The 23,709-nt window shown below is 61.5% G+C and carries 25 protein-coding genes and 2 tRNA genes; 19 read left to right on the top strand and 8 right to left on the bottom strand.

Going from position 1 to position 23,709, the window contains the following annotated elements; all coding sequences use genetic code 11:
- Positions 1–41: 41 nt before the first annotated feature.
- Together HME9302_RS03115 and HME9302_RS03120 are read left to right on the top strand one after the other, a co-directional pair.
- Entirely contained in the window at positions 42–1,133 is a 1,092-nt protein-coding gene (locus tag HME9302_RS03115; RefSeq protein ID WP_115365805.1) for a succinylglutamate desuccinylase/aspartoacylase family protein, read from the top strand.
- Between the two features lie 2 nt (positions 1,134–1,135).
- Positions 1,136–1,843, top strand: coding sequence for a spermidine synthase family protein (locus HME9302_RS03120; RefSeq protein ID WP_115365806.1), 708 nt, complete (start codon positions 1,136–1,138; stop codon positions 1,841–1,843).
- A gap of 2 nt (positions 1,844–1,845) precedes the next feature.
- Here HME9302_RS03120 and HME9302_RS03125 read toward each other — a convergent pair whose 3' ends face one another.
- Together HME9302_RS03125 and HME9302_RS03130 are read right to left on the bottom strand one after the other, a co-directional pair.
- The gene (locus HME9302_RS03125) at positions 1,846–2,370 is read right to left on the bottom strand and encodes a DUF1993 domain-containing protein (protein ID WP_115365807.1); all 525 of its coding nucleotides are present in this window, start codon (positions 2,368–2,370) and stop codon (positions 1,846–1,848) included.
- Between the two features lie 75 nt (positions 2,371–2,445).
- Positions 2,446–3,195: a GcrA family cell cycle regulator gene (locus HME9302_RS03130; protein WP_115365808.1), complete on the bottom strand. Its 750-nt coding sequence runs from the start codon at positions 3,193–3,195 to the stop codon at positions 2,446–2,448.
- 154 nt (positions 3,196–3,349) lie between these two features.
- Here HME9302_RS03130 and HME9302_RS03135 point away from each other — a divergent pair, with 154 nt between their 5' ends.
- Positions 3,350–4,255, top strand: coding sequence for an ABC transporter permease (locus tag HME9302_RS03135; RefSeq protein WP_115365809.1), 906 nt, complete (start codon positions 3,350–3,352; stop codon positions 4,253–4,255).
- Between the two features lie 15 nt (positions 4,256–4,270).
- On the opposite strand, the gene hspQ is transcribed toward HME9302_RS03135, so the two are convergent.
- On the bottom strand, positions 4,271–4,651 hold the full coding sequence (hspQ, locus tag HME9302_RS03140) for a heat shock protein HspQ (protein WP_115365810.1): 381 nt from the start codon (positions 4,649–4,651) through the stop codon (positions 4,271–4,273).
- A gap of 234 nt (positions 4,652–4,885) precedes the next feature.
- Here hspQ and HME9302_RS03145 point away from each other — a divergent pair.
- A tRNA-Ser gene (locus tag HME9302_RS03145) sits at positions 4,886–4,974 on the top strand.
- Positions 4,975–5,074: 100 nt separating this feature from the next.
- Here the strand turns inward: HME9302_RS03145 and HME9302_RS03150 are convergent.
- Together HME9302_RS03150 and yghU are read right to left on the bottom strand one after the other, a co-directional pair.
- A tRNA-Gln gene (locus tag HME9302_RS03150) sits at positions 5,075–5,149 on the bottom strand.
- A gap of 57 nt (positions 5,150–5,206) precedes the next feature.
- The gene (gene yghU / locus HME9302_RS03155; RefSeq protein WP_115367433.1) at positions 5,207–6,058 is read right to left on the bottom strand and encodes a glutathione-dependent disulfide-bond oxidoreductase; all 852 of its coding nucleotides are present in this window, start codon (positions 6,056–6,058) and stop codon (positions 5,207–5,209) included.
- A gap of 104 nt (positions 6,059–6,162) precedes the next feature.
- Between yghU and HME9302_RS03160 the strand changes: the two genes are divergently transcribed.
- The 5 genes from HME9302_RS03160 to HME9302_RS03180 all read left to right on the top strand — a co-directional run bounded on the left by HME9302_RS03160 (position 6,163) and on the right by HME9302_RS03180 (position 12,252).
- On the top strand, positions 6,163–7,197 hold the full coding sequence (locus HME9302_RS03160) for a DNA topoisomerase IB (protein WP_181815665.1): 1,035 nt from the start codon (positions 6,163–6,165) through the stop codon (positions 7,195–7,197).
- 82 nt (positions 7,198–7,279) lie between these two features.
- Positions 7,280–9,367, top strand: coding sequence for an NAD(+) synthase (locus HME9302_RS03165; RefSeq protein WP_115365811.1), 2,088 nt, complete (start codon positions 7,280–7,282; stop codon positions 9,365–9,367).
- A 70-nt stretch (positions 9,368–9,437) separates the two neighbouring features.
- The gene (locus HME9302_RS03170) at positions 9,438–10,484 is read left to right on the top strand and encodes a type III polyketide synthase (protein ID WP_115365812.1); all 1,047 of its coding nucleotides are present in this window, start codon (positions 9,438–9,440) and stop codon (positions 10,482–10,484) included.
- Positions 10,481–11,185: a methyltransferase domain-containing protein gene (locus HME9302_RS03175; protein ID WP_115365813.1), complete on the top strand. Its 705-nt coding sequence runs from the start codon at positions 10,481–10,483 to the stop codon at positions 11,183–11,185. The genes HME9302_RS03170 and HME9302_RS03175 overlap by 4 nt, the downstream gene beginning before the upstream one ends.
- Positions 11,149–12,252, top strand: a complete 1,104-nt coding sequence (locus HME9302_RS03180; RefSeq protein WP_115365814.1) for an NAD(P)/FAD-dependent oxidoreductase — start codon at positions 11,149–11,151, stop codon at positions 12,250–12,252. The genes HME9302_RS03175 and HME9302_RS03180 overlap by 37 nt, the downstream gene beginning before the upstream one ends.
- On the opposite strand, the gene HME9302_RS03185 is transcribed toward HME9302_RS03180, so the two are convergent.
- On the bottom strand, positions 12,249–13,349 hold the full coding sequence (locus HME9302_RS03185) for a branched-chain amino acid aminotransferase (RefSeq protein ID WP_115365815.1): 1,101 nt from the start codon (positions 13,347–13,349) through the stop codon (positions 12,249–12,251). The two genes, HME9302_RS03180 and HME9302_RS03185, sit on opposite strands and share 4 nt — an antisense overlap.
- Positions 13,350–13,802: 453 nt before the next feature.
- A complete protein-coding gene (locus HME9302_RS03190) occupies positions 13,803–14,351 on the bottom strand; it encodes a hypothetical protein (protein WP_181815668.1) in 549 nt (182 codons plus the stop codon).
- Positions 14,352–14,403: 52 nt separating this feature from the next.
- Here HME9302_RS03190 and HME9302_RS03195 point away from each other — a divergent pair, with 52 nt between their 5' ends.
- From HME9302_RS03195 to HME9302_RS03225, 7 genes are all read left to right on the top strand, one after another.
- The gene (locus HME9302_RS03195) at positions 14,404–15,141 is read left to right on the top strand and encodes a TlyA family RNA methyltransferase (RefSeq protein ID WP_115365817.1); all 738 of its coding nucleotides are present in this window, start codon (positions 14,404–14,406) and stop codon (positions 15,139–15,141) included.
- 163 nt (positions 15,142–15,304) lie between these two features.
- Positions 15,305–15,859: a TspO/MBR family protein gene (locus HME9302_RS03200; RefSeq protein ID WP_115367435.1), complete on the top strand. Its 555-nt coding sequence runs from the start codon at positions 15,305–15,307 to the stop codon at positions 15,857–15,859.
- Positions 15,860–15,900: 41 nt separating this feature from the next.
- Positions 15,901–16,152: an accessory factor UbiK family protein gene (locus tag HME9302_RS03205; protein ID WP_115365818.1), complete on the top strand. Its 252-nt coding sequence runs from the start codon at positions 15,901–15,903 to the stop codon at positions 16,150–16,152.
- A gap of 88 nt (positions 16,153–16,240) precedes the next feature.
- The gene (locus HME9302_RS03210; protein ID WP_115365819.1) at positions 16,241–16,483 is read left to right on the top strand and encodes a hypothetical protein; all 243 of its coding nucleotides are present in this window, start codon (positions 16,241–16,243) and stop codon (positions 16,481–16,483) included.
- A 59-nt stretch (positions 16,484–16,542) separates the two neighbouring features.
- On the top strand, positions 16,543–17,145 hold the full coding sequence (recO, locus tag HME9302_RS03215) for a DNA repair protein RecO (protein ID WP_115365820.1): 603 nt from the start codon (positions 16,543–16,545) through the stop codon (positions 17,143–17,145).
- Positions 17,142–18,200: a 3-isopropylmalate dehydrogenase gene (leuB, locus tag HME9302_RS03220; RefSeq protein ID WP_115365821.1), complete on the top strand. Its 1,059-nt coding sequence runs from the start codon at positions 17,142–17,144 to the stop codon at positions 18,198–18,200. Before recO ends, leuB begins: the two co-directional genes overlap by 4 nt.
- A gap of 27 nt (positions 18,201–18,227) precedes the next feature.
- Positions 18,228–19,316, top strand: a complete 1,089-nt coding sequence (locus HME9302_RS03225; protein ID WP_115367436.1) for a glycosyltransferase — start codon at positions 18,228–18,230, stop codon at positions 19,314–19,316.
- Here HME9302_RS03225 and HME9302_RS03230 read toward each other — a convergent pair.
- A complete protein-coding gene (locus tag HME9302_RS03230; RefSeq protein WP_115365822.1) occupies positions 19,313–20,581 on the bottom strand; it encodes a phospholipid carrier-dependent glycosyltransferase in 1,269 nt (422 codons plus the stop codon). The genes HME9302_RS03225 and HME9302_RS03230 overlap by 4 nt on opposite strands.
- Positions 20,582–20,688: 107 nt before the next feature.
- Between HME9302_RS03230 and HME9302_RS03235 the strand changes: the two genes are divergently transcribed.
- The 3 genes from HME9302_RS03235 to apaG all read left to right on the top strand — a co-directional run bounded on the left by HME9302_RS03235 (position 20,689) and on the right by apaG (position 23,675).
- Positions 20,689–21,894, top strand: coding sequence for a trans-sulfuration enzyme family protein (locus HME9302_RS03235; RefSeq protein WP_115367437.1), 1,206 nt, complete (start codon positions 20,689–20,691; stop codon positions 21,892–21,894).
- Between the two features lie 33 nt (positions 21,895–21,927).
- Positions 21,928–23,199 (top strand): Glu/Leu/Phe/Val family dehydrogenase, encoded by a 1,272-nt coding sequence (locus HME9302_RS03240; RefSeq protein WP_115365823.1) that lies wholly within the window; start codon positions 21,928–21,930, stop codon positions 23,197–23,199.
- Between the two features lie 77 nt (positions 23,200–23,276).
- The gene (apaG, locus tag HME9302_RS03245; protein WP_115365824.1) at positions 23,277–23,675 is read left to right on the top strand and encodes a Co2+/Mg2+ efflux protein ApaG; all 399 of its coding nucleotides are present in this window, start codon (positions 23,277–23,279) and stop codon (positions 23,673–23,675) included.
- Positions 23,676–23,709: the final 34 nt, after the last annotated feature.

Genomic DNA, 23,709 nt, shown 5'->3' on the forward strand with positions numbered 1-23,709 from the left:
CCGCGGCGAGCACGCCACACAGGGAAAACCACCGACCCGCAATGACCGATTTCGACTACGAGTCCACAAGCCCGTCGCAGCCGCGGAAGCGCACACCCAAGCGCGATCCATTCCTGTTAGGCGGACAAAGCGTTGTCGCGGGTACTTCCGACACGGTCGACCTTCCTATCAGCCGGCTGTCCACTCGCACCGAAATCACGATGCCCGTCCGTGTTCTCCATGGCGCAAAACCCGGCCCCACGCTATTCGTCAGTGCGGCGGTGCATGGCAACGAGATCGTCGGCGTGGAAATGATCCGGCGTGTGCTGAAGAACGTGTCGGTCAAACGTCTGGCAGGCACACTGTTATGCATCCCGGTGGTCAACGCCTACGGGTTCACCGCGCATAGTCGCTACCTCCCCGATGGTCGCGATCTGAACCGGGTGTTTCCCGGCACTTCCAAGGGCTCGCTTGCTGCGCAGCTTGCCAACGTGTTCACAGAAGAGATCATCAAGCGCAGCGATTACGGTATCGATCTGCATTCAGCCGGGTTGAACCGGGAAAATCTGCCGCAAATACGCTACAGCCCAGGCAATGAACGCGCGTCGGCGTTGGCGGACGTGTTCGGGGCGCCTGCCATTATCGGTTCACCCCTGCGCGCGGGATCGCTGCGGCAGACGGCGGACGAGAACGGGTGCGTGATGCTGCTGATGGAATCAGGCGAGGCGCTGCGCTTCGACGAATTTGCCATCCGGATTGGCGTACGCGGTATCCTGCGCGTGATGGCGCATTTGGAAATGGGCGTGCGCAAACAGCCCGAACCTGCCGCATTCGCCGTCCGCAGCGATGGCAGCCGCTGGGTCCGCGCCGATCAGGGTGGTATCTTCCGCGCCATCCGTCCTGCCGGCGCCATGGTCGCGCAGAACGAGCAGATAGGCTATATCAGCGATCCGTTTGGGGACCACGATACACCGGTCATCGCTCCCATGGCGGGGCTTATAATCGGCCGTAGCGTGATGCCTGTGGTCAATCAGGGCGATGCTCTGGTGCACATCGCGCGAGTGATGGTCCCCGGAACCGCCGATGCGCGCCTGACCGCAATTGAGGAAGCCGCATTCGACGACCCCCTGTTCGATGAAGACGAGGTGCTATAGCCATGCTTCCACGCGAACCCGTCGACAGTGCGCAAATACCCGGTGGCGGTACGCTGGAGCTTGTTCGGCACGGCAAGGATTACATCATCATGCTCGGCCGCGACGAGTTGATGGGTACGCGGATGCAATTCAGTGAAGAGCAGCTGGCAGAGCTTACGCTGGACCGGCTCGACGTACCTGCACCGCGCATCCTGATCGGCGGTTACGGTATGGGCTTCACCTACCGTGCCGCTCTTGCGCGTCTGCCGAAAGAGGGGCGCGTGGTCGTAGCGGAACTCGTGCCGGAAATCCTCGATTGGGCAAAAGGTCCGCTGGCGGATCTTACCGGCAATACGCTCGACGATCCGCGCGGACGGGTAGAAATCGAAGATGTATCCGACCTGATCGGCGATGCCAGCGACCGGTTCCAGCCGCTATACGATGCGATCCTGCTGGATGTGGACAATGGGCCGGACGGATTGGTGCGGGGCGACAACAACAAGCTGTATTCGCGCACCGGCCTTGCCCGCGCGCGCGATGCACTGAACCCGGGCGGCATTTTGGCAGTCTGGTCCGCCGGACCGGACCCGCAATTTGCGCGCCGCCTGAAAAACGCGCGTTTCGAAGTCGAAGAACGGGTGGTAAAGGCGCGCCCCAACAACAAGGGTCCGCGTTTCACCATCTGGTTCGCGCGCAAGGCGAGCCTGACCGAGCAAGCGTCGGATAGCTGACTTCAGGAAGTCCTGATCCGCACCCGGCCGGTGAAATCGGCCTTGCCGACAGGCACACCCAGCGAACGCATGATACCGTACGCGGTCGAGCAGTGAAAATAGTAATTGGGTTGGCTGAAGCTGAGGAGGAACTGATCGGCGGTAAAGTTCAGTTTCCGGTCCTTGAATTCAAATCGCATAGGCTGGTCAATAAAGCTTTCCAGCTCAGCCTTATCCAGTCCTTGCAGGAACTGTGTTGCGCCTGCCAATTTTTCGCGCAGCGCATCAAATGTGGCTGGCGGCGGATTGAGGTCGGGCGAATATACGCCAGCGCGCACGCCTTCAACTGAACCCTGGGTGTGCTCGGCCACACATTTTACCTGATAGCTGAATGGCAACATGTCCTCGTACAGGCGCGCGCTGATCATTTCGCGTTCGGACATGTTATTGTCCGCCGACCAGTTTTTGGCCGTCTCAACCAACTTCGTAGCGGTGCCGAGCATTTGCAGGGCGCTGGGAACATAGGCTGCATGAAGCGAAAGCGGCATGGCGGTCTCCAAATTCGAAGGCGTCAGAAAAAGGGGCGCGGTTTTAATCCGCGCCCCTTGGCATTCTCAAATCTGTCAGCGAACGCGCGGTCCGCCGAATGGCAAGGGCGGCGGGGGACGGCGGGCACCGCGGGGTAGCTGCGCCTGATAGGCCCGGCCGCAATGTTCGACGCAATAGGGGAAGCCGGGGTTCACATTGACGCCACAAAAGTGGAAATCCGCCTCGCCTGGATGACCCATCGGCCAGCGGCACACCTTGTCCGATAGTTCGAGCAGGCTGGTCTTTTCAGCCATTTCCGGACTTGGCTTCGCTGGCACCAGACGCCGGGGCGGAGCGGGCGGGATGGGCGGTTGCTGGTCGCCGGGACCCTGCCGCAGGAAACCTCCGGGACCGACCGAGACGATCTTCGGCAGGGCGTTGGACGGATTGGGCATCGGTTGCGGGCTGTTGCTGCCACTTGCCGGAACACGGGCCGCCGCAGACTTCGCTGATGAAGTATCGGACCCTGCTTCTCCGGTCTGCGCTGCGCTCACATCGCTTGGCGGCGCGCTTTGAGCTGCGACAGAGGTATCGGCTGCCGGCCTTTTTGGCGCATGCTTGGGTGCTGCTTTCTTTGGTGCAGGTTTCGCAGCAACAGGTTTCTTGGCCGCTTTCTTGTCGTTCGCCTTGACCGGCGAAGGGCGAGATTTCAGGCCCAGACGGTGTGCCTTGCCGATTACCGCGTTACGCGTCACTTCACCTAGTGCTTCCGCAATCTGGCTGGCGGTCGATCCGCCCTCCCACATTTCCTGTAGCTTGGCTGTGCGTTCGGGTGTCCAGCTCATCGAGTATCCGTTTCCTTGTGCTTGCACTGCCGTTTAACCGGGCCGTGCTCGCGTAAATATGTTGCCTGCCAATATGGCGCTTGCAGCGCGTCCTTCAAGGCGATTTAGCCGGGGATGCTTGCCAGCGACTGGCCTGCGGCCTAACCGCCCTTTCATGGTCGATCAATCTGAAAAAACCATCGCTATTGAACCTGTTCGGGCAGATGCTGGGACTGGTGCCGCCGTGGAGCGGCCAAACCGCCCGTTTCCCCCGCGCGGCGAACCCGTCATCACCGGTATCAACGGGATCGGGCTGTGGAGCCTGTATCTCAAGGAAGTCCGCCGTTTTCTCAAGGTTCAGACGCAGACAGTCTGGGCACCTGCGGTTACGACGCTGCTGTTCCTTGTCATATTTAGCGTAGCGCTTGGGCGATCGGGGCGCGAAGTGCTCGGCGTGCCATTCGCCAGCTTCGTCGCGCCGGGACTGATCGTAATGGGCATGATGCAGAATGCCTTTGCCAATTCCAGCTTCTCGTTCCTGTCGGGCAAGATCCAGGGGACGATCATCGATCTCCTGATGCCGCCGCTATCCAATGGCGAACTGATGGCCGGTATCGTCGGCGCGGCGATCACGCGCGCGATGATGGTAGGTTGCGCGGTGTCGCTCGCTATGGCGTTCTATCCCGGCGTCGATCTTTCGGTGGAGCACGGATGGGCCGTGATCTGGTTCGGGTTGATGGGTGCGGTCATGCTGGCGCTGGGCGGGCTACTGGCCAGTATCTGGGCGGAGAAGTTCGACCATAATGCGGCAGTCACGAATTTCGTCGTCGCCCCGCTTAGCCTGCTGTCCGGCACCTTCTACGTGATCGACAATCTCGCACCTGCATTTCAGGCGATTAGCCGTTTCAACCCGTTTTTCTATGTGATTTCAGGTTTCCGCTATGGCTTCCTTGGCGAAAGCGATATTGGCGACGGTTCTACTGCAGTGGTGCAGGCCGCCGCCGGCCTGGGCGTTTTCAACCTTGTGCTGGCGATCGTTGCCTATCGCGTGCTGCAATCAGGCTGGAAGATCAAACAATAGGCGAGAGGCGCGGCCCTAGTGGCGAAGGGCGGCGCGCATCCGATAACGGCCGGCATCGAAGCCTTCGAAGACCTGATCGACCTGCGGGTGATCGACCGGCCCGCCAACGCTGTCATCCAGCAGGTTCTGCTGGCTGACATAGGCGACGTAGGACGAATCGTCGCTTTCGGCGAACAGGTGATAGAATGGCTGTTCGCGGGGCGGACGAATATCTTCGGGAATGGATTCGTACCATTCTTCGCTATTGGCGAAAACCGGATCGATATCGAAGATCACCCCACGGAAATCGAACATACGATGCTTTACCACGTCGCCGATGGCGAAGTTTGCGGTGACGCTGGCCGGGGCCTCGATCGTGCGTCCTGCCTGTGGGGAAAAAAACTGGGTGCGGTCCATCACGCGAATATAGGCGGCGGAGTATGGCGAAACAAGGAACGCCGTGCAGCGACGCCGCCAGACTGTGGGAATGTCGGCGGCAGCTCGCGCGGTTGATTGGGCAAACGCTGTGCATAGCCAGGGACGGGAAGGCACCGTTTAGGCTTGGCAAAACCCTCCTGCCAAGCTAACCGCGCCGCTTCCGCAAACTCGCGAGTGTGCTGCCGACCAGCCACCTATCATGATGCGGAGTGCGGAGAGGTGCCGGAGTGGTCGAACGGGGCAGTCTCGAAAACTGTTGAGCCTTATGGGTTCCGTGGGTTCGAATCCCACCCTCTCCGCCATCCCCTTCCCGGAAAACTGCGGTTTGTTGAAGGCTTAGTATGTCATTATTAGCGCGCTTGGCGGATGCTTTTATGCGTCAAGTAGGGGCAAGGGCAAGGTTGGCTGGGGCGGCAGGGATCGAACCTGCGAATGCCGCTACCAAAAAGCGGTGCCTTACCACTTGGCGACGCCCCAGCACTGACCTTGCGGCTGCCGCGTTCTATAGCGCGCGTTTCGTCGCCTGCAAGCCGGTTACAGCGACTTGCCCGCAAAGTCTGCCGCGGAATGGCGGTTCGGGACCTGTTCGTTTTCTTCGCCCCACGTTTTGTTGACCATACGTGCACGCTTGACTGCCGGACGCAGTGCGATTGCGTTCGCCCAGCGCGCGACGTTCTTGTATTCCCGAATCGAAAGGAATGTATGCGCGTCGTTGTAGATCGTCCCTTCCACAAACGGCGCGAGCCATGCGAACGCGGCCATATCGGCAATCGTGTAATCGTTACCTGCCAGATAGTCAGTTTCGGCAAGTCGTTTGTCGGCAACATCGAACAGACGCTTGGTTTCCATGGCGTACCGGTTGATCGGATATTCGTACTTTTCAGGCGCGTAAGCATAGAAATGCCCGAAGCCACCGCCGATGGATGGCGCGCTGCCGATTTGCCAGAATAGCCAGCTCAACATTTCAGCGCGGCCAGCGGGCGTGTCGCTCAGAAAAGCGCCGAACTTTTCAGCCAGATGTAGCATGATCGCACCGCTTTCGAACACGCGGATCGGGTTTTTGCCGGTCCGGTCGACCAGCGCGGGGATCTTCGAGTTCGGATTTATATCTACAAACCCACTGGTGAACTGTTCGCCTTCGCCGATGTTGATCAGCCAGGCGTCGTAATCGAGCGGGTGGCCCGCCTCGATCAGTTCTTCCAGGATCATATTTGCCTTTACGCCATTCGGCGTGGCGAGCGAGTAGAGTTGGAACGGGTGGTCGCCCACCGGTAATTCCCGGCTTTCGCGCGAACCTGCGGTCGGGGCATTGATATTGGCGAATTTCCCGCCATTCTCCGCATCGTGTGTCCAAACTTCTGGCGGAGTGTAAGCCTGGTCGGTCATCGGTAATATCCCCTTGTGCTTGGCTGTCACGCCGCGCTTGTCGCATCGCATCTGGGACGACGCGTGTGGAACCGCAAGGGGGTGTGGTAGGTTCATCCCGCATCATGGCCACTGCTTCATCCTCCGCCGATCTTGCACCGCTGAAGCTGATCTTCGTGGACGATGACCTGCCCGGTATCAGCCGCAAACGCAGCGGCAAGGGATGGTCGTATTACAGCCCCGACGGCAAGCTCATCAAGGATCGGGCCGAGCGCAAACGTCTGAACGCCATCGCCTTCCCGCCTGCATATCGCGATGCCTGGTTCTGCCCGGCTGAGAACGGTCATATCCTGGCCACCGGTTACGATGACAAAAACCGCAAGCAGTACCGTTATCACCCGGATTTCCGGACTGCGCGCGAAAGCGAGAAATTCGATAGCTGCGCGGTTTTCGGCAATCTGCTCCCGCTGGTACGCAAGCGCGTGGAAAGCGATCTCGATGGCAGCGAGTTGACCCGCGAACGGTCGATAGCCAGCGTGCTGCGCCTGCTTGACACAGGGATCGTGCGCGTTGGGAACGACCAGTATTCGAAGTCCAACAAAAGCTTCGGTGCGACCACACTTCGCGCCCGCCACGCGGAGGTCACTGGCACTACTCTGCGCCTGAGATACAGGGGCAAGTCCGGCAAGAAACGCGAAGTCAAACTGACCGACAAGCGTCTGGCCAAAGTGGTGAAGCGAATGCAGGATCTGCCCGGGCAGCGGCTATTCCGTTATGTCGATGACGAGCGTGAGTACCAGGCAGTCACCTCGTCCGACGTGAACGACTATTTGCGCGAGGCGATGGGACAAGACTTCACCGCCAAGAACTTCCGCACATGGCATGCCACCGTGCTGGCATTCGAGATGCTTGCCCATGCGAAAGGGGAGGTGACTATCAAGGCACTCACCGAACATGTGGCGGACCGTTTGGGCAATACCGCAGCAGTGACACGCAAAAGCTATATCCACCCGGCCATTTTCGATCTGATGGAACGGCAGGAGGACTGGCGTGCCGACCTTCAGCTGCCGCGCAGCACCCAATGGATGAAGCGTGAGGAGCGCGGGCTGCTCAATTTTCTGCAAACAGCTCCCGACGCGGCTGAACTCCTGTCAGCCTGACAGAAGAGGTTGGGGCGCAACCCGATTGCTCCCCCCATGACCCCGCGCTAGGGCAGGCACGCAACAAGGGAGCCGTCCGCCGATGAGCGACAGCACGCATTCATTCTTCGACATGCACACCCACGGTTTTGTCCGTGTCGCAACCAGCACGCCGAAAGTGCGCACCGCCGATGTGACGTATAACGCGCACGGTATAATCGAAGAAGCGCGGCGGGCGGATGAGCAAGCGGTGGACTTGCTGCTTTACCCCGAACTGTGCCTGTCATCCTACGCTATCGACGATTTACATATGCAGGGCGCGCTGTTGGATGCGGTGGAACGCGCAGTGGACGACATTGTCGCTGCAAGCGAGGGACTGACGCCGGTGCTGGTGATTGGCGCTCCGCTGCGCCGCAATGGCCGTGTCTACAATTGCGCGCTCGCCATCGCCAACGGGCGGCTGTTGGGCGCAATCCCGAAAAGCTTCCTGCCGAATTACCGCGAATTTTATGAGAAGCGCTGGTTCGCCCATGGCCGCGATTGCGTCGGGCTGGAAATCTCCGTGAATGGCGAAGACGTGCCGTTCGGGACGGACCTGATTTTTGCAGCGCAGAACCTGCCGGGCTTCGTGTTCGGTGCGGAGATATGCGAGGATTTCTGGTCGCCCAACCCGCCCGGCACGACGGCGGCGCTGGCCGGCGCGACCATTATCCTGAACCTGTCCGCTTCCAACATCACTATCGGCAAATCGGACGAGCGGCACCTGCTTAGCCGCGCCCAGTCCAGTCGCGCGGTTTGCGCTTACGCCTATTCAGCGAGCGGGTTCGGCGAAAGCACCACCGACCTTTCGTGGGACGGGCAGGGCATGGTTTATGAACTGGGCGACCTGATGGTGGAAAGCGTCCGCTTCGATCTCGAACCGGAATTGTGCATCACCGATATCGACACCCAGCGTATTCTCAATGAACGAATGCGGATGGGGACATTCAACGATACGGCGGAAGCTGCAGGCCGTCCGGAAGACTGGTATCGGCGCATCGGGTTCGACCACGAATACACAGCGGGCAATATCGGCTTGCGCCGCCCCATTCGCCGCTTCCCCTTCGTGCCGGGCCGGGCCCACAAACTGGACGAAGATTGCTACGAAGCATTCAACATTCAGGTCGATGCGCTGGCGCGGCGGATCATGGCAACAAGCGCAAAGTCGCTGGTGATCGGCATATCGGGCGGGCTGGACAGCACCCATGCGCTGCTTGTCTGTGCAAAGGCCTGCGACATGCTGGATCTGCCGCGCAGTTTTATCCGTGGTTATACCATGCCCGGTTTCGGCACATCCGACGGTACGAAATTCAACGCCTGGAAGCTGATGAAGGCAACCGGCATCACGGCGGAAGAAATCGATATCAAGCCGGCCGCGCGCACCATGCTGGCCGATATCGGCCATGCTTACGATCCGGATGGCGGAAATGCTCCCGAAGTCTACGACACCACGTTCGAGAACGTGCAAGCCGGATTGCGGACCGATTACCTGTTCCGCCTGGCCGGGCAGCATGGCGGCTTCGTCATCGGAACAGGCGATATGAGCGAAATGGCGCTGGGCTGGTGCACTTATGGTGTCGGCGATCAGATGAGCCATTATGGCGTAAATTCCGGCGTGCCCAAGACGCTGATCCAGTATCTGATCCGCTGGGCCGAGCGCACCGACCAGTTCGATCCCGGCCTGGATGAAGCCTTGGAAGCAGTGCTCGATACCGAAATCAGCCCGGAACTCGTGCCCGAAGCAGCGGATGGGAGCATCCAGAGTACCGAAGGCAGGATCGGCCCGTACGAGCTCAACGATTTTTTCCTGCATCACATCATTCGCTACGGCCAATTGCCGGGCAAGGTGGCGTTTCTGGCCTATCATGCCTGGCATGATGCGAAGGGTGGTTCATGGCCGCCGAATTTCCCGGATGATCGCAAGAACGAATATGATCTGCCGCAGATCGCCGGCTGGCTGGAAAAATTCCTCTACCGCTTCTTCCAGTTCAGCCAGTTCAAGCGTAGCGCCATGCCCAACGGCCCCAAGGTCACCAGCGGCGGCGCGTTGAGTCCGCGCGGCGACTGGCGCGCCCCAAGCGATGCGGTGGCGGATGTCTGGCTTACCCAACTACGCGAAGCATTGCCCGACACTGCGTCCGACACCACATAGGCAGGCAGCAGGAACAGCTTGGGTTAAGGGCGGATGCGCTTGACGGGCGGCGAAGGACGACACAGCAACCATGACAGCCCGCATCACTTCCATCGCAACCGCCGTACCGGACATCGATTTCGAGCAGGATTACCGTGGCTGGGCCATTCGCCGTTTGGGTGAGAAGCGCGAGGCGAAGTTGTACGAGCGAATGGCGGCACGCTCCGGCATCGAACATCGCTGGTCCGTGCTGAGCGAAGAAGATGCCAAGCTCGACCGGGGTGACGGCTTCTACTCGGCAGACGCACCTTCTACCGCGCGGCGGATGACGATCTATGCCGAACAGGCGCCCAAACTGGCTTTGGCGGCAATAGCGAAATTGCCTGAACTGGGCGAGGTTACGCATATTGTGGTCGCAAGCTGCACCGGCTTCGTCGCGCCGGGCATCGACCAGATCATTGCGCGCCGGCTGGGTCTTTCGGATGCCGTCGAACGCGTGCTCATCGGCTTCATGGGATGTTATGCCGCGGTCACAGCGCTCCGTACCGCGCGCCATATCGTACGCAGCGAGCCCGACGCACGCGTACTGGTAGTGACTGTCGAGTTGAGCACTCTCCACCATCAGGGCCATGTCGATATCGAACCTTTGCTGGCAGGCGCGCAATTCGGTGATGGCGCTGCCGCCGCCATCGTTGCGGCCTCGGGCGAAGGGCTGACGTTGGGCGAGGGTATCTCAGCCGCGCTCGAAGAAAGCGATGAACTTATCACGTGGCAGATCGGCGATACGGGCTTCCACATGCACCTGTCGGGTGAGGTGCCCGGGCGCATCGCGGCGGCGCTGGCCCGCCCGGATATAACGAAGCGCGTGACCGGCGGCAGGCAGGTTGCCGCCCACGCCGTTCACGCGGGCGGCCGGTCCATTCTCGACGCCGTACAAAACGGGCTGGGCCTCGATCCGAAAGCCCTCGACCATTCACGCGCTGTGCTGCGCGAATTTGGCAATATGTCCTCTTCCACGCTGATGTTCGTGCTGGAAAGGACCCTGCGCGACCGGCCGGAAAGCGGCGTCGCTCTGGCTTTCGGACCGGGGCTGGCGATGGAGGGCTTTCACTTCGGCTGGACCGAAGGGAACCCGTGATGCTGGCCGAAAGGCTTATCGCCGACGAGTTGATGGACGACCCGTCATTGCCGCCGGAAACCTACGCCGCCGTGCTGGGCGATCTGGCGAAAGTGAACCGCGTTACGATGGCCGCGCGCCCGACGCTGGGCTTTCTGGATCGCGCGATAGGAAATCGTGACGAGTTCTCCCTGCTCGATGTCGGGTTCGGCGATGGGGATATGCTGCGCACGATTGCGCATTGGGCTAGGAAGCGCGGCAAGCGGGCGCGGTTGGTCGGCATTGATCTGAATGAAAAGAGCTTTGCCGCAGCGCGCCGGTCCACGCCCGACGATCTGGGCATAGATTATCGAACAGGCGACTATGCCGATCTGACTGGCGAAGGCTTCGACTGCATCGTCTCCAGCCTTGTCGCACATCATATGACCCGCACGCAGCTGGTGCAGTTCCTGCGTTTCATGGATGCGGAGGCGAGAGCGGGCTGGTTCGTCAACGACCTCCACCGACATGCGTTCGCATATATGGGATACCCGCTACTGGCGCGTCTGGCAGGTTGGCACGAGATCGTGCGCCACGATGGCAGAATGTCGATTGCGCGATCCTACCGTCCTGCGGAATGGGCGCCGCTGCTGGCCGAAGCCGGAGCTAATGACGCCCGGGTTCTTCGAGCGTTTCCTTTTCGCCTATGTGTCGAAAAATTGCGCGCTGGGAAAGTGCGCTGAGCCAGCCGTTGATTTTGGGTGCCGGCCCCGCCGGGTGCGTGGCTGCTATACGGTTGGCGCACGCGGGCGCGAAACCGTTGCTGATCGACCGTGACAAAGTGGTGGGCGACGCGATCTGCGGCGGCTTCCTCAGCTGGCGCAGCGCGGAACAATTGCGCATGGCTGGTTTCGACCTGGCTGGCAGTACGGCGCACCATGTCACGCGCCTCTCCCTCTATGCAGGCCGGTACGAGGCGCATGCCGAGCTTCCCGAAACTGGCTTTGGTCTTTCCCGGCACGCGCTCGACACAGCTCTGCGCGAGCGCGCTGTGGAAGCGGGCGCTTCGCTTGAAATCGACCGGATCCGCTTGGTTTCCACCGGATTTGCACAAGGCGATCGGCAGGACTGGCAGGCCAAGCATATCATGCTCGCCAGCGGCAAACATGATGTTCGCGGCCAATCGCGGCCACGCCAATCTGACGATCCGGCGCTCGGCTTGCGGATACGCGTTCCGGGCTCTGCCGGCCTCCACAGACTGATCGACGGGCGTATCGAGCTGCATTTTTTCCAAGGGGGATATGCAGGAATTGTTCGGCAGGAGAGTGGCAGCGCCAACATCTGCCTGGCGTTACGCAAATCGCTGCTGGTCAAAGGAGGTGGGAAACCTCGCGCCCTGCTGGATATGCTTGCCGAGACACACCCGCATTTCGGCGCACGCATGGCGTTTGCCGGCCCGGACCTGCCAATCGATACGATTGCTAACGTCCCCTATGGCTGGATCGCACGCGATACGCCATATGGGTTGTACCGGTTGGGTGACCAAGCCGCAGTTATTCCGTCGCTTGCCGGGGAGGGAATGAGCATCGCCATCGCGAGCGGGATGTACGCGGCAGACGCGGTGTTGGCGAATATGGATGCGCGAACTTACCAGCGACAGTTTGCCCGTATGGCCCGGCGGCCCGTCGGTGTGGCAAAGGCGATCTGGCGGATCGCGGAGAGCAAACACGGCGGAACGGCAATTACGCAGCTTGCCAGACTGATACCGCCGACCGCAAATCTGGCAATGCGGGCGAGCCGTATCGGCTAATCCAGGCGGACGACCCAGCCATGCGGGTCCGGTTCGGTGCCGCGCTGGATGCCGGTCAGCTTCGCGCGCAATTTTGCGGTCAACTGCCCGGTGCCGCCTGATCCGATCGAGAAACTGCCATCGCGCCCGGCCACTTCGCCCACGGCCGTGACAACGGCGGCGGTTCCACATGCCATCGTTTCAACCAGCCTGCCGCTGGTCGCATCATCGCGCCACTGGTCGATGCTGTAAGGTTCCTCGCGCACGGCAAGCCCCTCATCTCGCATCAGGGAGAGCAGGCTGTCGCGGGTGATCCCGGGCAGGATCGTACCGGTCAATGGCGGAGTAACCACGCTGCCATCGTCGAACGCGAAGAACAGGTTCATGCCGCCCAGCTCCTCCACCCATTTGCGCTCGATCGCATCGAGGAACACTACTTGATCGTGGCCTTTGGCGATGGCTTTTGCCTGCGGGACCAGACTGGCAGCATAATTTCCGCCGGTCTTCGCCGCGCCGGTACCGCCCTGCGCCGCGCGCACATAATCCTGGCTGACCCAGATGCTGACAGCTTTGGCGCCCTTCTTGAAATAACCGCCTACCGGGCTGGCAATGACGATGAACTTGTATTGCCGCGCGGGGCGGACACCCAAAAACGCCTCGGAAGCGAACATGAAAGGGCGCAAATATAGCGAGCCGCCTTCGACCTGAGGCATCCAGTTGCGGTCCGTCCGAACCAGTTCCTTCACCGCGTCGAGGAACAGCGCCTCGGGCACTTCGGGCATCGCCATGCGCCGTGCGGATGCGTTGAAGCGGCGGGCGTTTTGTTCGGGACGGAACAGGGCGGACGTGCCATCGGGATGGCGATAGGCCTTCATGCCTTCGAAGATTTCCTGCGCATAATGCAGCACGGCGCAGGCCGGATCGACGGATATGGGCTCGCGCGGGCCGATGGTCGGGTTCTGCCAGCCGCCCTTGTCCGCATCATATTCGGCCATCACCATGTGATCGGTGAAGCTGGTGCCGAAGCCCGGGTCCTGCAAAATCGCTTCTCGCCGGGTATCGTTCATCGGTGAAGGGTGGGGAATACGGGTAAACTTGGTGTTCGGCGCATCGGCCATCGGCAGGGCTCCTTTGCGCCAGCGCGATTAGGGCGGAAGCGGTTTGCGCGCAAGTTCGGTCGCAAATGAAATCAGTTATGCGGGCCGGGCGACCCTGTAGGTGTTCGGGGCTGTACGGAGTGAAATCGCTCCAGATATGGAAAGGGCGGCCCTTGCATATGCAGGTACCGCCCTTTGCATGGTCAGCGGCCAGTGTGGCCGCGCCTGAGCCTTAATCGGCGAAAGAAACTACCGATTATACTCCAGGCGGCTCATCACCGACCCCTTTGCTGAACCATGAGACATCGGATCACCTCCTTTCGCGCTTGAAAGCCAAAGACCCTGCCGATCATCGGGGGGTCTGGAACCGGCAGGAATTGCCTGTTCGTGCCGCATATGTGAATCGTCGGAGCGTCGTTGGCAAGGGGGATTTGCAATTATCCCCATTTCGCCTGCATGTTTGGTGGTCAGGTGTTACCGGCAATCCTCGATGACGCGGGTAACTTCCGGATAAGCGGGCACATAGAGCGTATCGCGGCCCTGCGCTCCGATAGCGAACCGGCCCTTGCTGAAAGCCATTGCATCAAGCAGCGGGTCACGCGCGTTCAGGAATGCGGCGACGAACGGCCCGCCACCCGCATCGGGCTGGGCGGTCAGCAACCGCTCCGCACTTTCGGTGCGAACGCGGATGGAAATATCCTGGGTCGATCCACCAGAACGGACCAGCCGCATCTGCCCGCTACCGCGCAGGCATTCGATACCGAACAGCGCATTTCCGCCCGGCGGTCCGAATGTGGCGCGAGTAAGCGAGCTGCCGCTGGCATAGCTCCAGTCGCCTGCCGTCAATGGCGCATCCATCCAGTCGGTGGAATTGGGCGCAGCGGCAACCGGCGGCGTGACGACTGGTGCCGGTATCGGAGCTGGTGCGGCAACGGGCGGTGCGGGTGTCGGCGCCGGTGCTGGCGAAGTGCAGCACGCTAGGGAGAAAAGGGGAAAAAGCAGAAGGGGTTTTTGAAATCGCATGATCATGTCCGGTGGCCTAATTCTATAACGCAGGCTAACCCGCTTCGGTCCCATGGCCAAGAAACAACGTCTCGACCAGCTGCTCGTCGCTCGCGGACTTGCCGAAAGCCGGACCCGCGCGCAGGCGCTCGTCATGGCGGGGCTGGTGTTTTCCGGCGAAACGAAGCTGGCGAAGCCAGGTCAGCAACTGGCGGACGACGCGATACTGGACGTGCGCGGGCGCGATCACCCATGGGTAGGCCGGGGCGGGATCAAGCTGGCCCATGCATTGAAGACATTCGCGCTGGACCCATCCGGCGTCACGGCGATGGATGTCGGGAGTTCGACCGGCGGCTTCACCGACGTGCTTTTGCAAACCGGCGCGAGCCATGTGTTCGCAGTGGATTCCGGTACCAACCAACTGGCGTGGAAGCTGCGACAGGACCCGCGCGTAACGGTCATGGAACAGACGAGTGCGCGGGTGCTTACTCCCGACATGATCGACCGGCCTTTCGATTGGGTTGTGTGCGATGCATCCTTCATATCGCTGCGCAAGGTATTGGAAGTACCGCTGCAACTAGCTCAGCCGAGATGCCGTCTGGTCGCGCTGATTAAACCGCAATTCGAGGTCGGGCGCGAAGAAGTGGGGCGGGGCGGCGTGGTTCGTGATACCGCCTTGCATACCCGGGTATGCGAAGACGTGCAGGCGTGGTTGGAAGGCGAAGGTTGGACTGTGGACGGCATAGTACCCAGTCCGATTACCGGACCGGAAGGCAACGTGGAATTCCTCGTCAGCGCGCTGCGCAAGTGACGGCGACGTCCTTCGTAACACTCCCATGGTGGGACGGTCTGCGGGCCGTGATCTCCCCGACATTGCCAGTGCGCGCTGCTGCGGCCATGAAGCGCAGCCACAGTTCGCAGGCGAATCGCAAAAGTTGGCGGCGGACTTATTAGAATTACAGGCCGGAGACAGCATGAACCTTCTTGCCAGCCGCGCGCAATTACGGGCCAGCTTCCTGCGCTGGGCGCTGTTTACCGTGCCTGCATGTGTATTACTGGGATTCCTGTCCGGCCAGTTCTCCGGCAGCGGGGCGGACGATTATTGGTTTGCCGAATTGACCAAGCCCGGCATTTTTCCCCCGCCGATGTGGTTCGGCATCGTGTGGACCGTGCTTTACGTGTTGATGGGAGTGGCTCTGGCGCTGGTCTGCGCGGCATGGGGTGCACGGGGGCGGGGCATTGCGATTGCCCTGTTCGCCCTGCAGTTCTGCGTCAATCTTGCATGGTCGCCGGTGTTCTTTGCATTGCATGAAATACGCGCCGCTCTGGTGGTGATCGGCATTCTGGATGTGCTGGTGATCGCCACGATCTTCGCCTTCTGGAAGGTCCGCAAGACGGCGGCAATGCTGCTGCTTCCCTATCTTGTGTGGATATTGTTCGCGACCTTGCTGAATTACCAGTTCCTGGTGCTAAACCCGGATGCCGATGGCGTGGAACCCAGCAATGCGGTCCAGCGGATCGAACTGTAAACGCGCTTGCACTCGGCCGCGGGGCATCCCAGATAAGCGCCATGCAGAGCCAGAACCCCATGATCGCCGACTTCGTCAAACTCGCCAACAGCGCAGCGGGCACCTTCGCCGGCATGACGCGGGAAGCCCGTGAAAGCGCGCGCGAGCGCCTGAAAGAGGCGATGGGCGGCATGGACTTCGTCAGCCGCGAAGAATTCGATGCGGTAAAAGCCATGGCAGCCAAGGCGCGCGACGAAAACGATGCGCTGGCCGAACGCATTGCCGCGCTGGAAGCCAAACACGCCAAAAGCTGAGGCGTCCAAGCCATACACCGCAGTCGCGGCCGGGTATTAAACAAAGTCAAAACCGGAACGGGTAATATTCTCTACCTGTTGGTAGGCTATGTTCACCCAGCTAAATCCATCGCTACCAGTTCATGTCCTGGGTAAGGGTGACGGGCTGGCGCTGGCGGTTATCGATTACGGTCCGGAGCACAACATACTGTGGGTCACGGCGATCGATGCGACCGGCGAAATCTGGTGCGCACCCAACCCACAAGTTCGGATGCAGAAGAACTGGAGCATGGGGCGGCCGCAATCTCTCGCTGTCGATGCGTCCAAACGAGCGGACGCCAAGCAGGACTGAGGTAACCCGGCGCATCGCATACACTTGCCTATGCCGCACCGCCGCGCCACATCACTGACATGCACCTGCGCGCCCCCGCCATAATCCTGTCCGCGCGGTCGCATGGTGAAACCGCCGTGATTGCGCGCATGCTGACCGAGGAAGCCGGACTGGTTGCAGCCTATATTGCGGGCGGGCGGGGGCGAAACCTGCGTCCGGTTGTCATTCCAGGCAATCTGGTAGCCGCCGATATTCGCGCCAAATCCGACAGCCAATTACCCTTCGCACGGCTGGAGCTGGTGACGAGCCGCGCGCCGTGGCTGGCCGAACCGCTGCCCGCGGCAGCTATCGGTTGGGCTACCGCGTTGACGGCGACCGCACTCCCGGAACGCAATCCTTATGCGTCACTCTGGTCGGCGCTCGATGCGCTATTGACTGCGGTTTGCCACAGCGCATCCGCGCGGGACTGGGTGCGGGCGCTGGTTTCCTATGAGGCGCTGCTGCTGCGCGAAATGGGCTATGGCGGCGCGATGCCACCTGCCGAAGCACCGCTTGATACGCTGCTGGAATTGCTTGCCCGAAATGCGCCCTTGCTGGAACGCTACATCCTTGCCGGGCAGCGGGGCGATGTTATGGCCGCTCGCGCGCTGCTGTCGGCGCGGTTGGAACGGATGCAGGCATGAAGATCGCGGTACTGGCAGGCGATGGCATCGGCCCGGAAGTAACCGCGCAGGCGATGCGTGTGCTGGACGCGCTGCGGTTGCCCGAATTGACCGTGTTCGAAGGCGACGTAGGCGGTATCGCATACCAGCGCCATGGCCATCCGCTGCCGCCCGAAACGCTTACCATGGCGCGCGAGGCGGATGCGGTCCTGTTCGGCGCGGTCGGCGATCCGGCCTGCGACAATCTGGAACGGCATTTGCGCCCCGAACAGGCAATTCTCGGGCTGCGTAGCGAACTCGGACTGTTCGCCAATTTGCGCCCAGCTTGCGCCATGCCCGGACTGGAAGGTTTGTCCGCATTGCGGCCCGAAATCGCCAGCAAGATCGATCTGCTGATCGTGCGTGAATTGAACGGCGATGTGTATTTCGGTGACAAGGGCACACGCACGCAGGCGGACGGTACCCGTGAGGGTTGGGATATGATGAGCTATGACGAGGCGGAGGTCCGCCGCATCGCTCATGTGGCGTTCCGTGCCGCGCAGGGCCGCAACGGGCGGCTGTGCAGTGTGGACAAGGCCAATGTGCTGGAGACCAGCCAGTTGTGGCGCGACGTGATGATCGAGGCTGCGGCGGACTACCCCGGTGTCGATCTTAGCCATATGTATGTCGATAACGCGGCCATGCAGCTGGTTCGCGCGCCCGGACAATTCGATGTGATCGTTACCGGCAATCTGTTCGGCGATATTCTGTCCGATCAGGCGAGTATGTGTGTCGGCTCCATCGGCCTGCTCGCCAGTGCCGCCCTGGGCGAGCGACAGACGCAATATGGCACGTTCGGCCTCTACGAACCCATTCACGGCAGCGCGCCCGACATCGCCGGGCAGGGTAACGCCAACCCCATGGCCACCATCCTGTCGGCAGCAATGATGTTACGTCACAGCTTTGGCCGCGAGGATGATGCGGCGCGAATCGAAGCTGCGATAACCGCGGCGCTGGACCATGGCGTCCGCGGGTTCGATCTAGGAGGTTCGGCCGGGACGGTGGATATTGGCGACGCCGTACTCGCGCGGCTGTAGAACCAGGTGGAAGCGCCAACGCATAACGTGCTTACTCTTGCGATCATCCTGCCGACACGCGACGAACGCGATAATATTGCGCCGCTGATTGCGCGCATCGACGCGGCGCTCGGCCCGGATGGTTGGGAAGCTATCATCGTCGATGACGACAGCTCCGACGGAACTGCGGACGAGGCGCGCAGGCTGGCCGCTGCCGACCCGCGCATCCGTGTGATCCAGCGCGTTGGGCGGCGGGGCCTTGCTTCTGCCGTTATTGAAGGTGTTTGCTCGACCGCAGCGCCGTTTGTCGCGGTGATGGATGCCGACCACCAACACGATCCCCAACTGCTCGATGCCATGCTGAGAAAGGTACGGGACGGTGAGGCGGAGGTGGCCGTGGCCAGCCGCTTTGTGGAGGGTGCCAGCGCCGACGGGCTGGCCGATGCACACCGCGAAACCGGATCGCGGCTCGCCAACGATCTCGCCCGGCGATTGACCGGTGTGTCTCTGACCGATCCGTTGAGCGGGTACTTCCTGATGCGTACCGGGACCTTCCGGACGTTAGTCCCGAAGCTTTCCGGGATAGGTTTCAAGATCTTGCTGGACATACTTGCCGCCGCGCCGGAACCGATGCGTGTTGTGGAAGTACCGCTGAACTTTGCGCACAGGCGTTCGGGCGATAGCAAGCTCGACCGGGCCGTGGCATTCGAATTTCTGGTCGGGTTGTATGACCGGTTGCTGGGCAAGCTTGTCCCGACCCGCTTCGCCCTGTTCGGTACGGTCGGCGCGGTGGGTATTGCCGTGCATATGGCGATCCTCGCTGTCCTGCTCGGCGGGGTCACTGCCACATTCTGGAAAGCGCAGGCGATCGCCACATTCGGCGCGATGAGCTTCAACTTCTGGCTTAACAACTGGCTGACCTACCGCGATCAGCGTTTACGCGGCCCGGCGGCGTTGCTGCGCGGATGGATGGGGTTTTGCGCGACCTGTTCGGTGGGCGCGTTCGCCAATGTCGCGGTCGCTACGCTGCTGGAAGGGCGCGGGGTGGTCTGGGTGCTGGCAGCGTTGGCGGGGATCGTGGTTGGGTCGGTGTGGAATTACGCGCTGTCAAGCCGCTTCGTATGGGGCAGGTATTAGCTCCAGCTATCCAGCCACATCCAGTCGGTGAAACTGCCGGGTCCGGCGAGGGGCGCGGCAGAAATGATGGGATAGAACCACGCAAACATCGCCGCACCGCCAAGGATCGGGGTAAGCGCCAGCCATTTGCGGCCCGCCCTCCACACCGCATCGCAAGCGAGCGCAAGTGCGGCAAGCAGAGCGCAGCTCGGCAGGAAATAGTGGTAGTAAAATTGCACCGGCTTTGCAGCGACGATCCAGAAGCCGAGGCTGACGGCGAACAACACAAACACGGCCAATGGCGCGGGGTCCTTGCGATAGAAGCCGCGCCAGCCGCACCAGATAATCGCAGGCAGGCCAAGCCACATGGTCGCCGGATTGCCGATCAGCAGGACGCCGCGCTGCGCCCCGTCGACCGGCTCGTACAGATACCAAATGGGGCGCAGGGTCAGCAGCCAGTCAGCCCAGCCGCTCTGATAGGGATGCGGTGCGAGAATCTGGGTCTGCAGGTCCAGCATCAGCACATGATGCGCCCATAATCCGCTCAATGGCTGCTGCGCAAATCCGATGGCTGGCAGGAATGTTGCGGCATAGACCAGCAGCGGCACGATCCCGAGCCACAATGCCGCTTCCGCAAGCCCAATCCCCCGTACGGGCCGCCCGCGTGCAGCGAACAGTCCCTCCAGCCCGCGCCGTTGAAGTTTGACTGCCAGGAACCCCAGTCCCGGCAATACGGCCAGCGGCACTGCGTTCCACTTAGCCGCCATCGCTGCGCCCAACATAATTCCGGCCACTGCAAGCCGCAGTCGGCCTCTTTCTGGCTCCCGCATAGCCGCCGCGCATTGCCAGAACGCCGTCAGCAGGAAGGCGACCATGAAGATGTCGAGCATGGCGATACGCGCATGGACGAAGGCGAAGATGCCGGTGGCGAACAATATGCCTCCGGCCACAGCCGCAAAGCGCGAGCATGCGGCGAACCAGAGCGCGCGCATGAACGCGAACATCGCCAACGCTCCTGCGAGGGCCGGGGCAATTCGCCAGCCGGTGGGGCTGTCGCCAAACAGTGCGATGCCGATTGCCAACAGCTCCTTACCCAACAAAGGATGTTCGCGGTTGCTGAACGTGCCCATTGCCAGCAGTTCGCGTGCTGCGGGCAGGTAGTGCATCTCGTCGAAATAGGGTTTGGACGGAATACCGATCCGCCACAGCACCAGTGCAAGGAAAGCCAGAGTCAGAGCCCAGCACCAGCCGAGGGGGTCGCGGGAGTGGACAGGTGGCGGCTGCATCGGCCGCCGCGATAGGCAGTACGCCGCGCCTGCGCAAGCAAGCGCGGGACCAAATGCGCACCCTTCCCGGTTGCGCGCGCGAGCTGTGCGCCTTAACCGCTTATCCGATGAAAAAGACCACCGGCATGAACCGTTCCGTCACGCAAGGCTGGCGTCCCGCCACACAGGCCGTGCGCGGCGGCACCTGGCGCAGCGAACATGGCGAAACCAGCGAGGCGCTGTTCCTGACCAGCGGCTATACTTACGACGACGCCGCCACGGTCGCCGCACGGTTTGCAGGCGATGCGGACGGCATGACCTATTCGCGGTTGCAGAACCCTACCGTCGCGATGCTGGAAGAACGTATCGCGCTGATGGAGGGATCTGAGGGCTGCCGCGCGCAGGCCAGCGGGATGGCAGCAATGACTGCGGCGCTGCTGTGCCAGCTATCGGCAGGAGACCACTGTGTTGCCGCGCGCGCTGCCTTCGGATCGTGCCGCTGGCTGGTGGACAATCTGCTGCCCAAATTCGGCATCGAAACGACTGTAATCGACAGCGCCGTGAATGCCGAATGGGAAGCCGCGATCAGGCCGAACACCAAGGTGTTTTTCTTCGAAAGTCCCGCCAATCCAACGCTCGATATCGTGGATTTGGAATTCGTCTGCGGACTGGCGCGCGCGCACGGTATCGTCACCGTCGTGGACAACGCCTTTGCCAGCCCCGCATTGCAACGGCCCATGGAATTCGGCGCGGACGTAGTCGCGTATTCGGCAACCAAGCTGATGGACGGGCAGGGCCGCGTGCTGGCAGGCGCAATCTGCGGGACGGAGGAATTCATCGAGGAAACACTGATGCCGTTCCAGCGCAATACCGGCCCGACGCTGGCGCCATTCAACGCCTGGGTGGTGCTGAAGGGACTGGAAACATTGGACCTGCGCGCCCGGCGGCAAAGCGAAAACGCGCTGGCACTCGGCAAGATGATGGACGGCCGCGTGGCGCGGATGCTGCATCCCGGCCTGCCCAGCCATCCTCAATACGACCTGGCGACCAAACAGATGGACGCCTGCGGGCCGATCTTCAGTTTCCATGTCGAGGACAGGGCGCAGGCGCATGCCATTCTCGACGCGCTGGAACTGGTCGACATCTCGAACAATATCGGCGACGCGCGCAGCCTGATGTGTCATCCGGCCAGCACAACCCATGCCGGTCTGAGCGATGAAGACCGGCAGGAGATGGGAGTGACAGAGGGGCTCCTGCGGATCAATGTCGGCCTGGAAGATCCGCGCGACGTGATCGACGATCTGGATCGCGCCTTAAGTTCGGCAGGATTGTAGGCGAACGGTCTGTAATTTCGGGGAGAAAAGCCGATGGGCAAGATGTTGAGCGCGGCGCGCAGCCGGATGTACCGTGCCGCCAAGCAGGTCGATTTGCACGAGGAGTTGGTCCAGCGGCTGGACTATCCTGCCGAAACATTGGCTGTGTCGATCCCCCTACGCCGGGATGATGGCACGCTGATGCAGCTGAAATCGTGGCGTTGCCGCTACGACGATACGCTGGGGCCGAGCAAGGGCGGCATACGCTTCCATCATAGCGTTACGGAAGACGAGGTGCAGACGCTCGCCTTCCTGATGACCATGAAATGTTCGTTGATGGGCCTGCCTTTCGGCGGAGGTAAGGGCGGCATATGCGTGGATGCCGATGACCTGTCCCTGCATGAGAAAGAAGCTCTGTCCCGCGGTTGGGTGCGCGCGTTCGCCCGCATCCTTGGCCCGGACCGCGACGTGCCCGCCCCTGATGTCGCCACCGGCGCGCGCGAGATGGCGTGGATGGCCGATGAATTCGGAACACTCACCGGAGAGATGCGTCCGGGTTCGTTCACCGGCAAACCCGTGCCATTGGGCGGTATCGAGGGCCGTACACCTGCCACCGGCCATGGTGCGCTGATCGCGCTGGAGGCTGTACGCCACAAACTTGGCCTGCCATTGGGTCCGCTGAAGATTGCGCTGCAGGGCTTCGGCAATGCCGGGAGCTGGTTTGCAAAGGAAGCTGCAAGGGCTGGTCACAAGATCGTCGCAGTATCGGATTCGTCAGGCCTGATCCGGCATGGCGAAGGGCTTTCCACCGATGCGCTGGAAGCGGCCAAGCAAAACGGGGGCTCTGTGGCCGATGCCGAACAGGCCGGCAGTGATACGCTGAAAACCAGCAGCCTAATTATCGAACAGGAATGCGACGTGCTGGCGCTGGCCGCGCTCGGCGGCGTCATCGATGGCGATAACGCCGCCTCGCTGAAATGCAGCGCCGTGCTGGAAATCGCCAACCGTCCCATACTACCCGATGCGGACGAGCACCTGCGCCGCGCCGGTATCGAGGTAATTCCCGATATCCTCGCCAATGGCGGCGGGGTTACGGTCAGTCATGCAGAATGGGTCCAGAACCGGCAGGGCTTGGACTGGAGCGAAGACCGCGTGGCCGATTATCTTCGGGACACGATCGAGAACGCTTCCGCCAAGACGCTGCGGGTGATGGACGAAAACCAGACGGATATGCGGACGGCGGCGTATTGCGCTGCACTCATAAGGCTGTGCGAAGCCATAAGCGCCCGCGGAACCGCGCAGGATTACCAGCGGCGCCAGCAGTGACGCGCCTTTGTTAAGATTGCGGGTTTTTCCGCGAGCCCCTTGCGGCCTGCCGGTGAAACGTTACCTTTGACGGTATTATGAAAGAGCTTTTCCAGCACGCCGCTACGACCGATGGCATTACCGTCCGCGTCGCGGTGAACTTCTTGCCTGAACAATCCCGCCCGGAAGCGGATAAATGGTTCTGGGTCTATCATATCCGGATCGAGAACAATTCCGACCGGCAGGTGCAGCTGATCGCACGGCATTGGCGGATTACAGATGCGCGCGGGATGGTGAACCACGTCGACGGCGATGGCGTGGTCGGGGAACAGCCGGTGCTGCAACCGGGCGAGGCGCATGACTACGTTTCGGGATGCCCGCTGACCACGCAAAGCGGATCGATGGAAGGTTTCTATACTTTCCAGGACGCCGATGGCGCTCCCATGGAAGTGCGAATCCCTTACTTTCCGCTTGCTGCGCCCGCGACGGCCGGCTGATATGACGCCCCTACCGCTCCGGCGTGTGAGCGGG

Source organism: Alteripontixanthobacter maritimus (genome assembly GCF_003340475.1).
Taxonomy (GTDB): domain Bacteria; phylum Pseudomonadota; class Alphaproteobacteria; order Sphingomonadales; family Sphingomonadaceae; genus Alteripontixanthobacter; species Alteripontixanthobacter maritimus.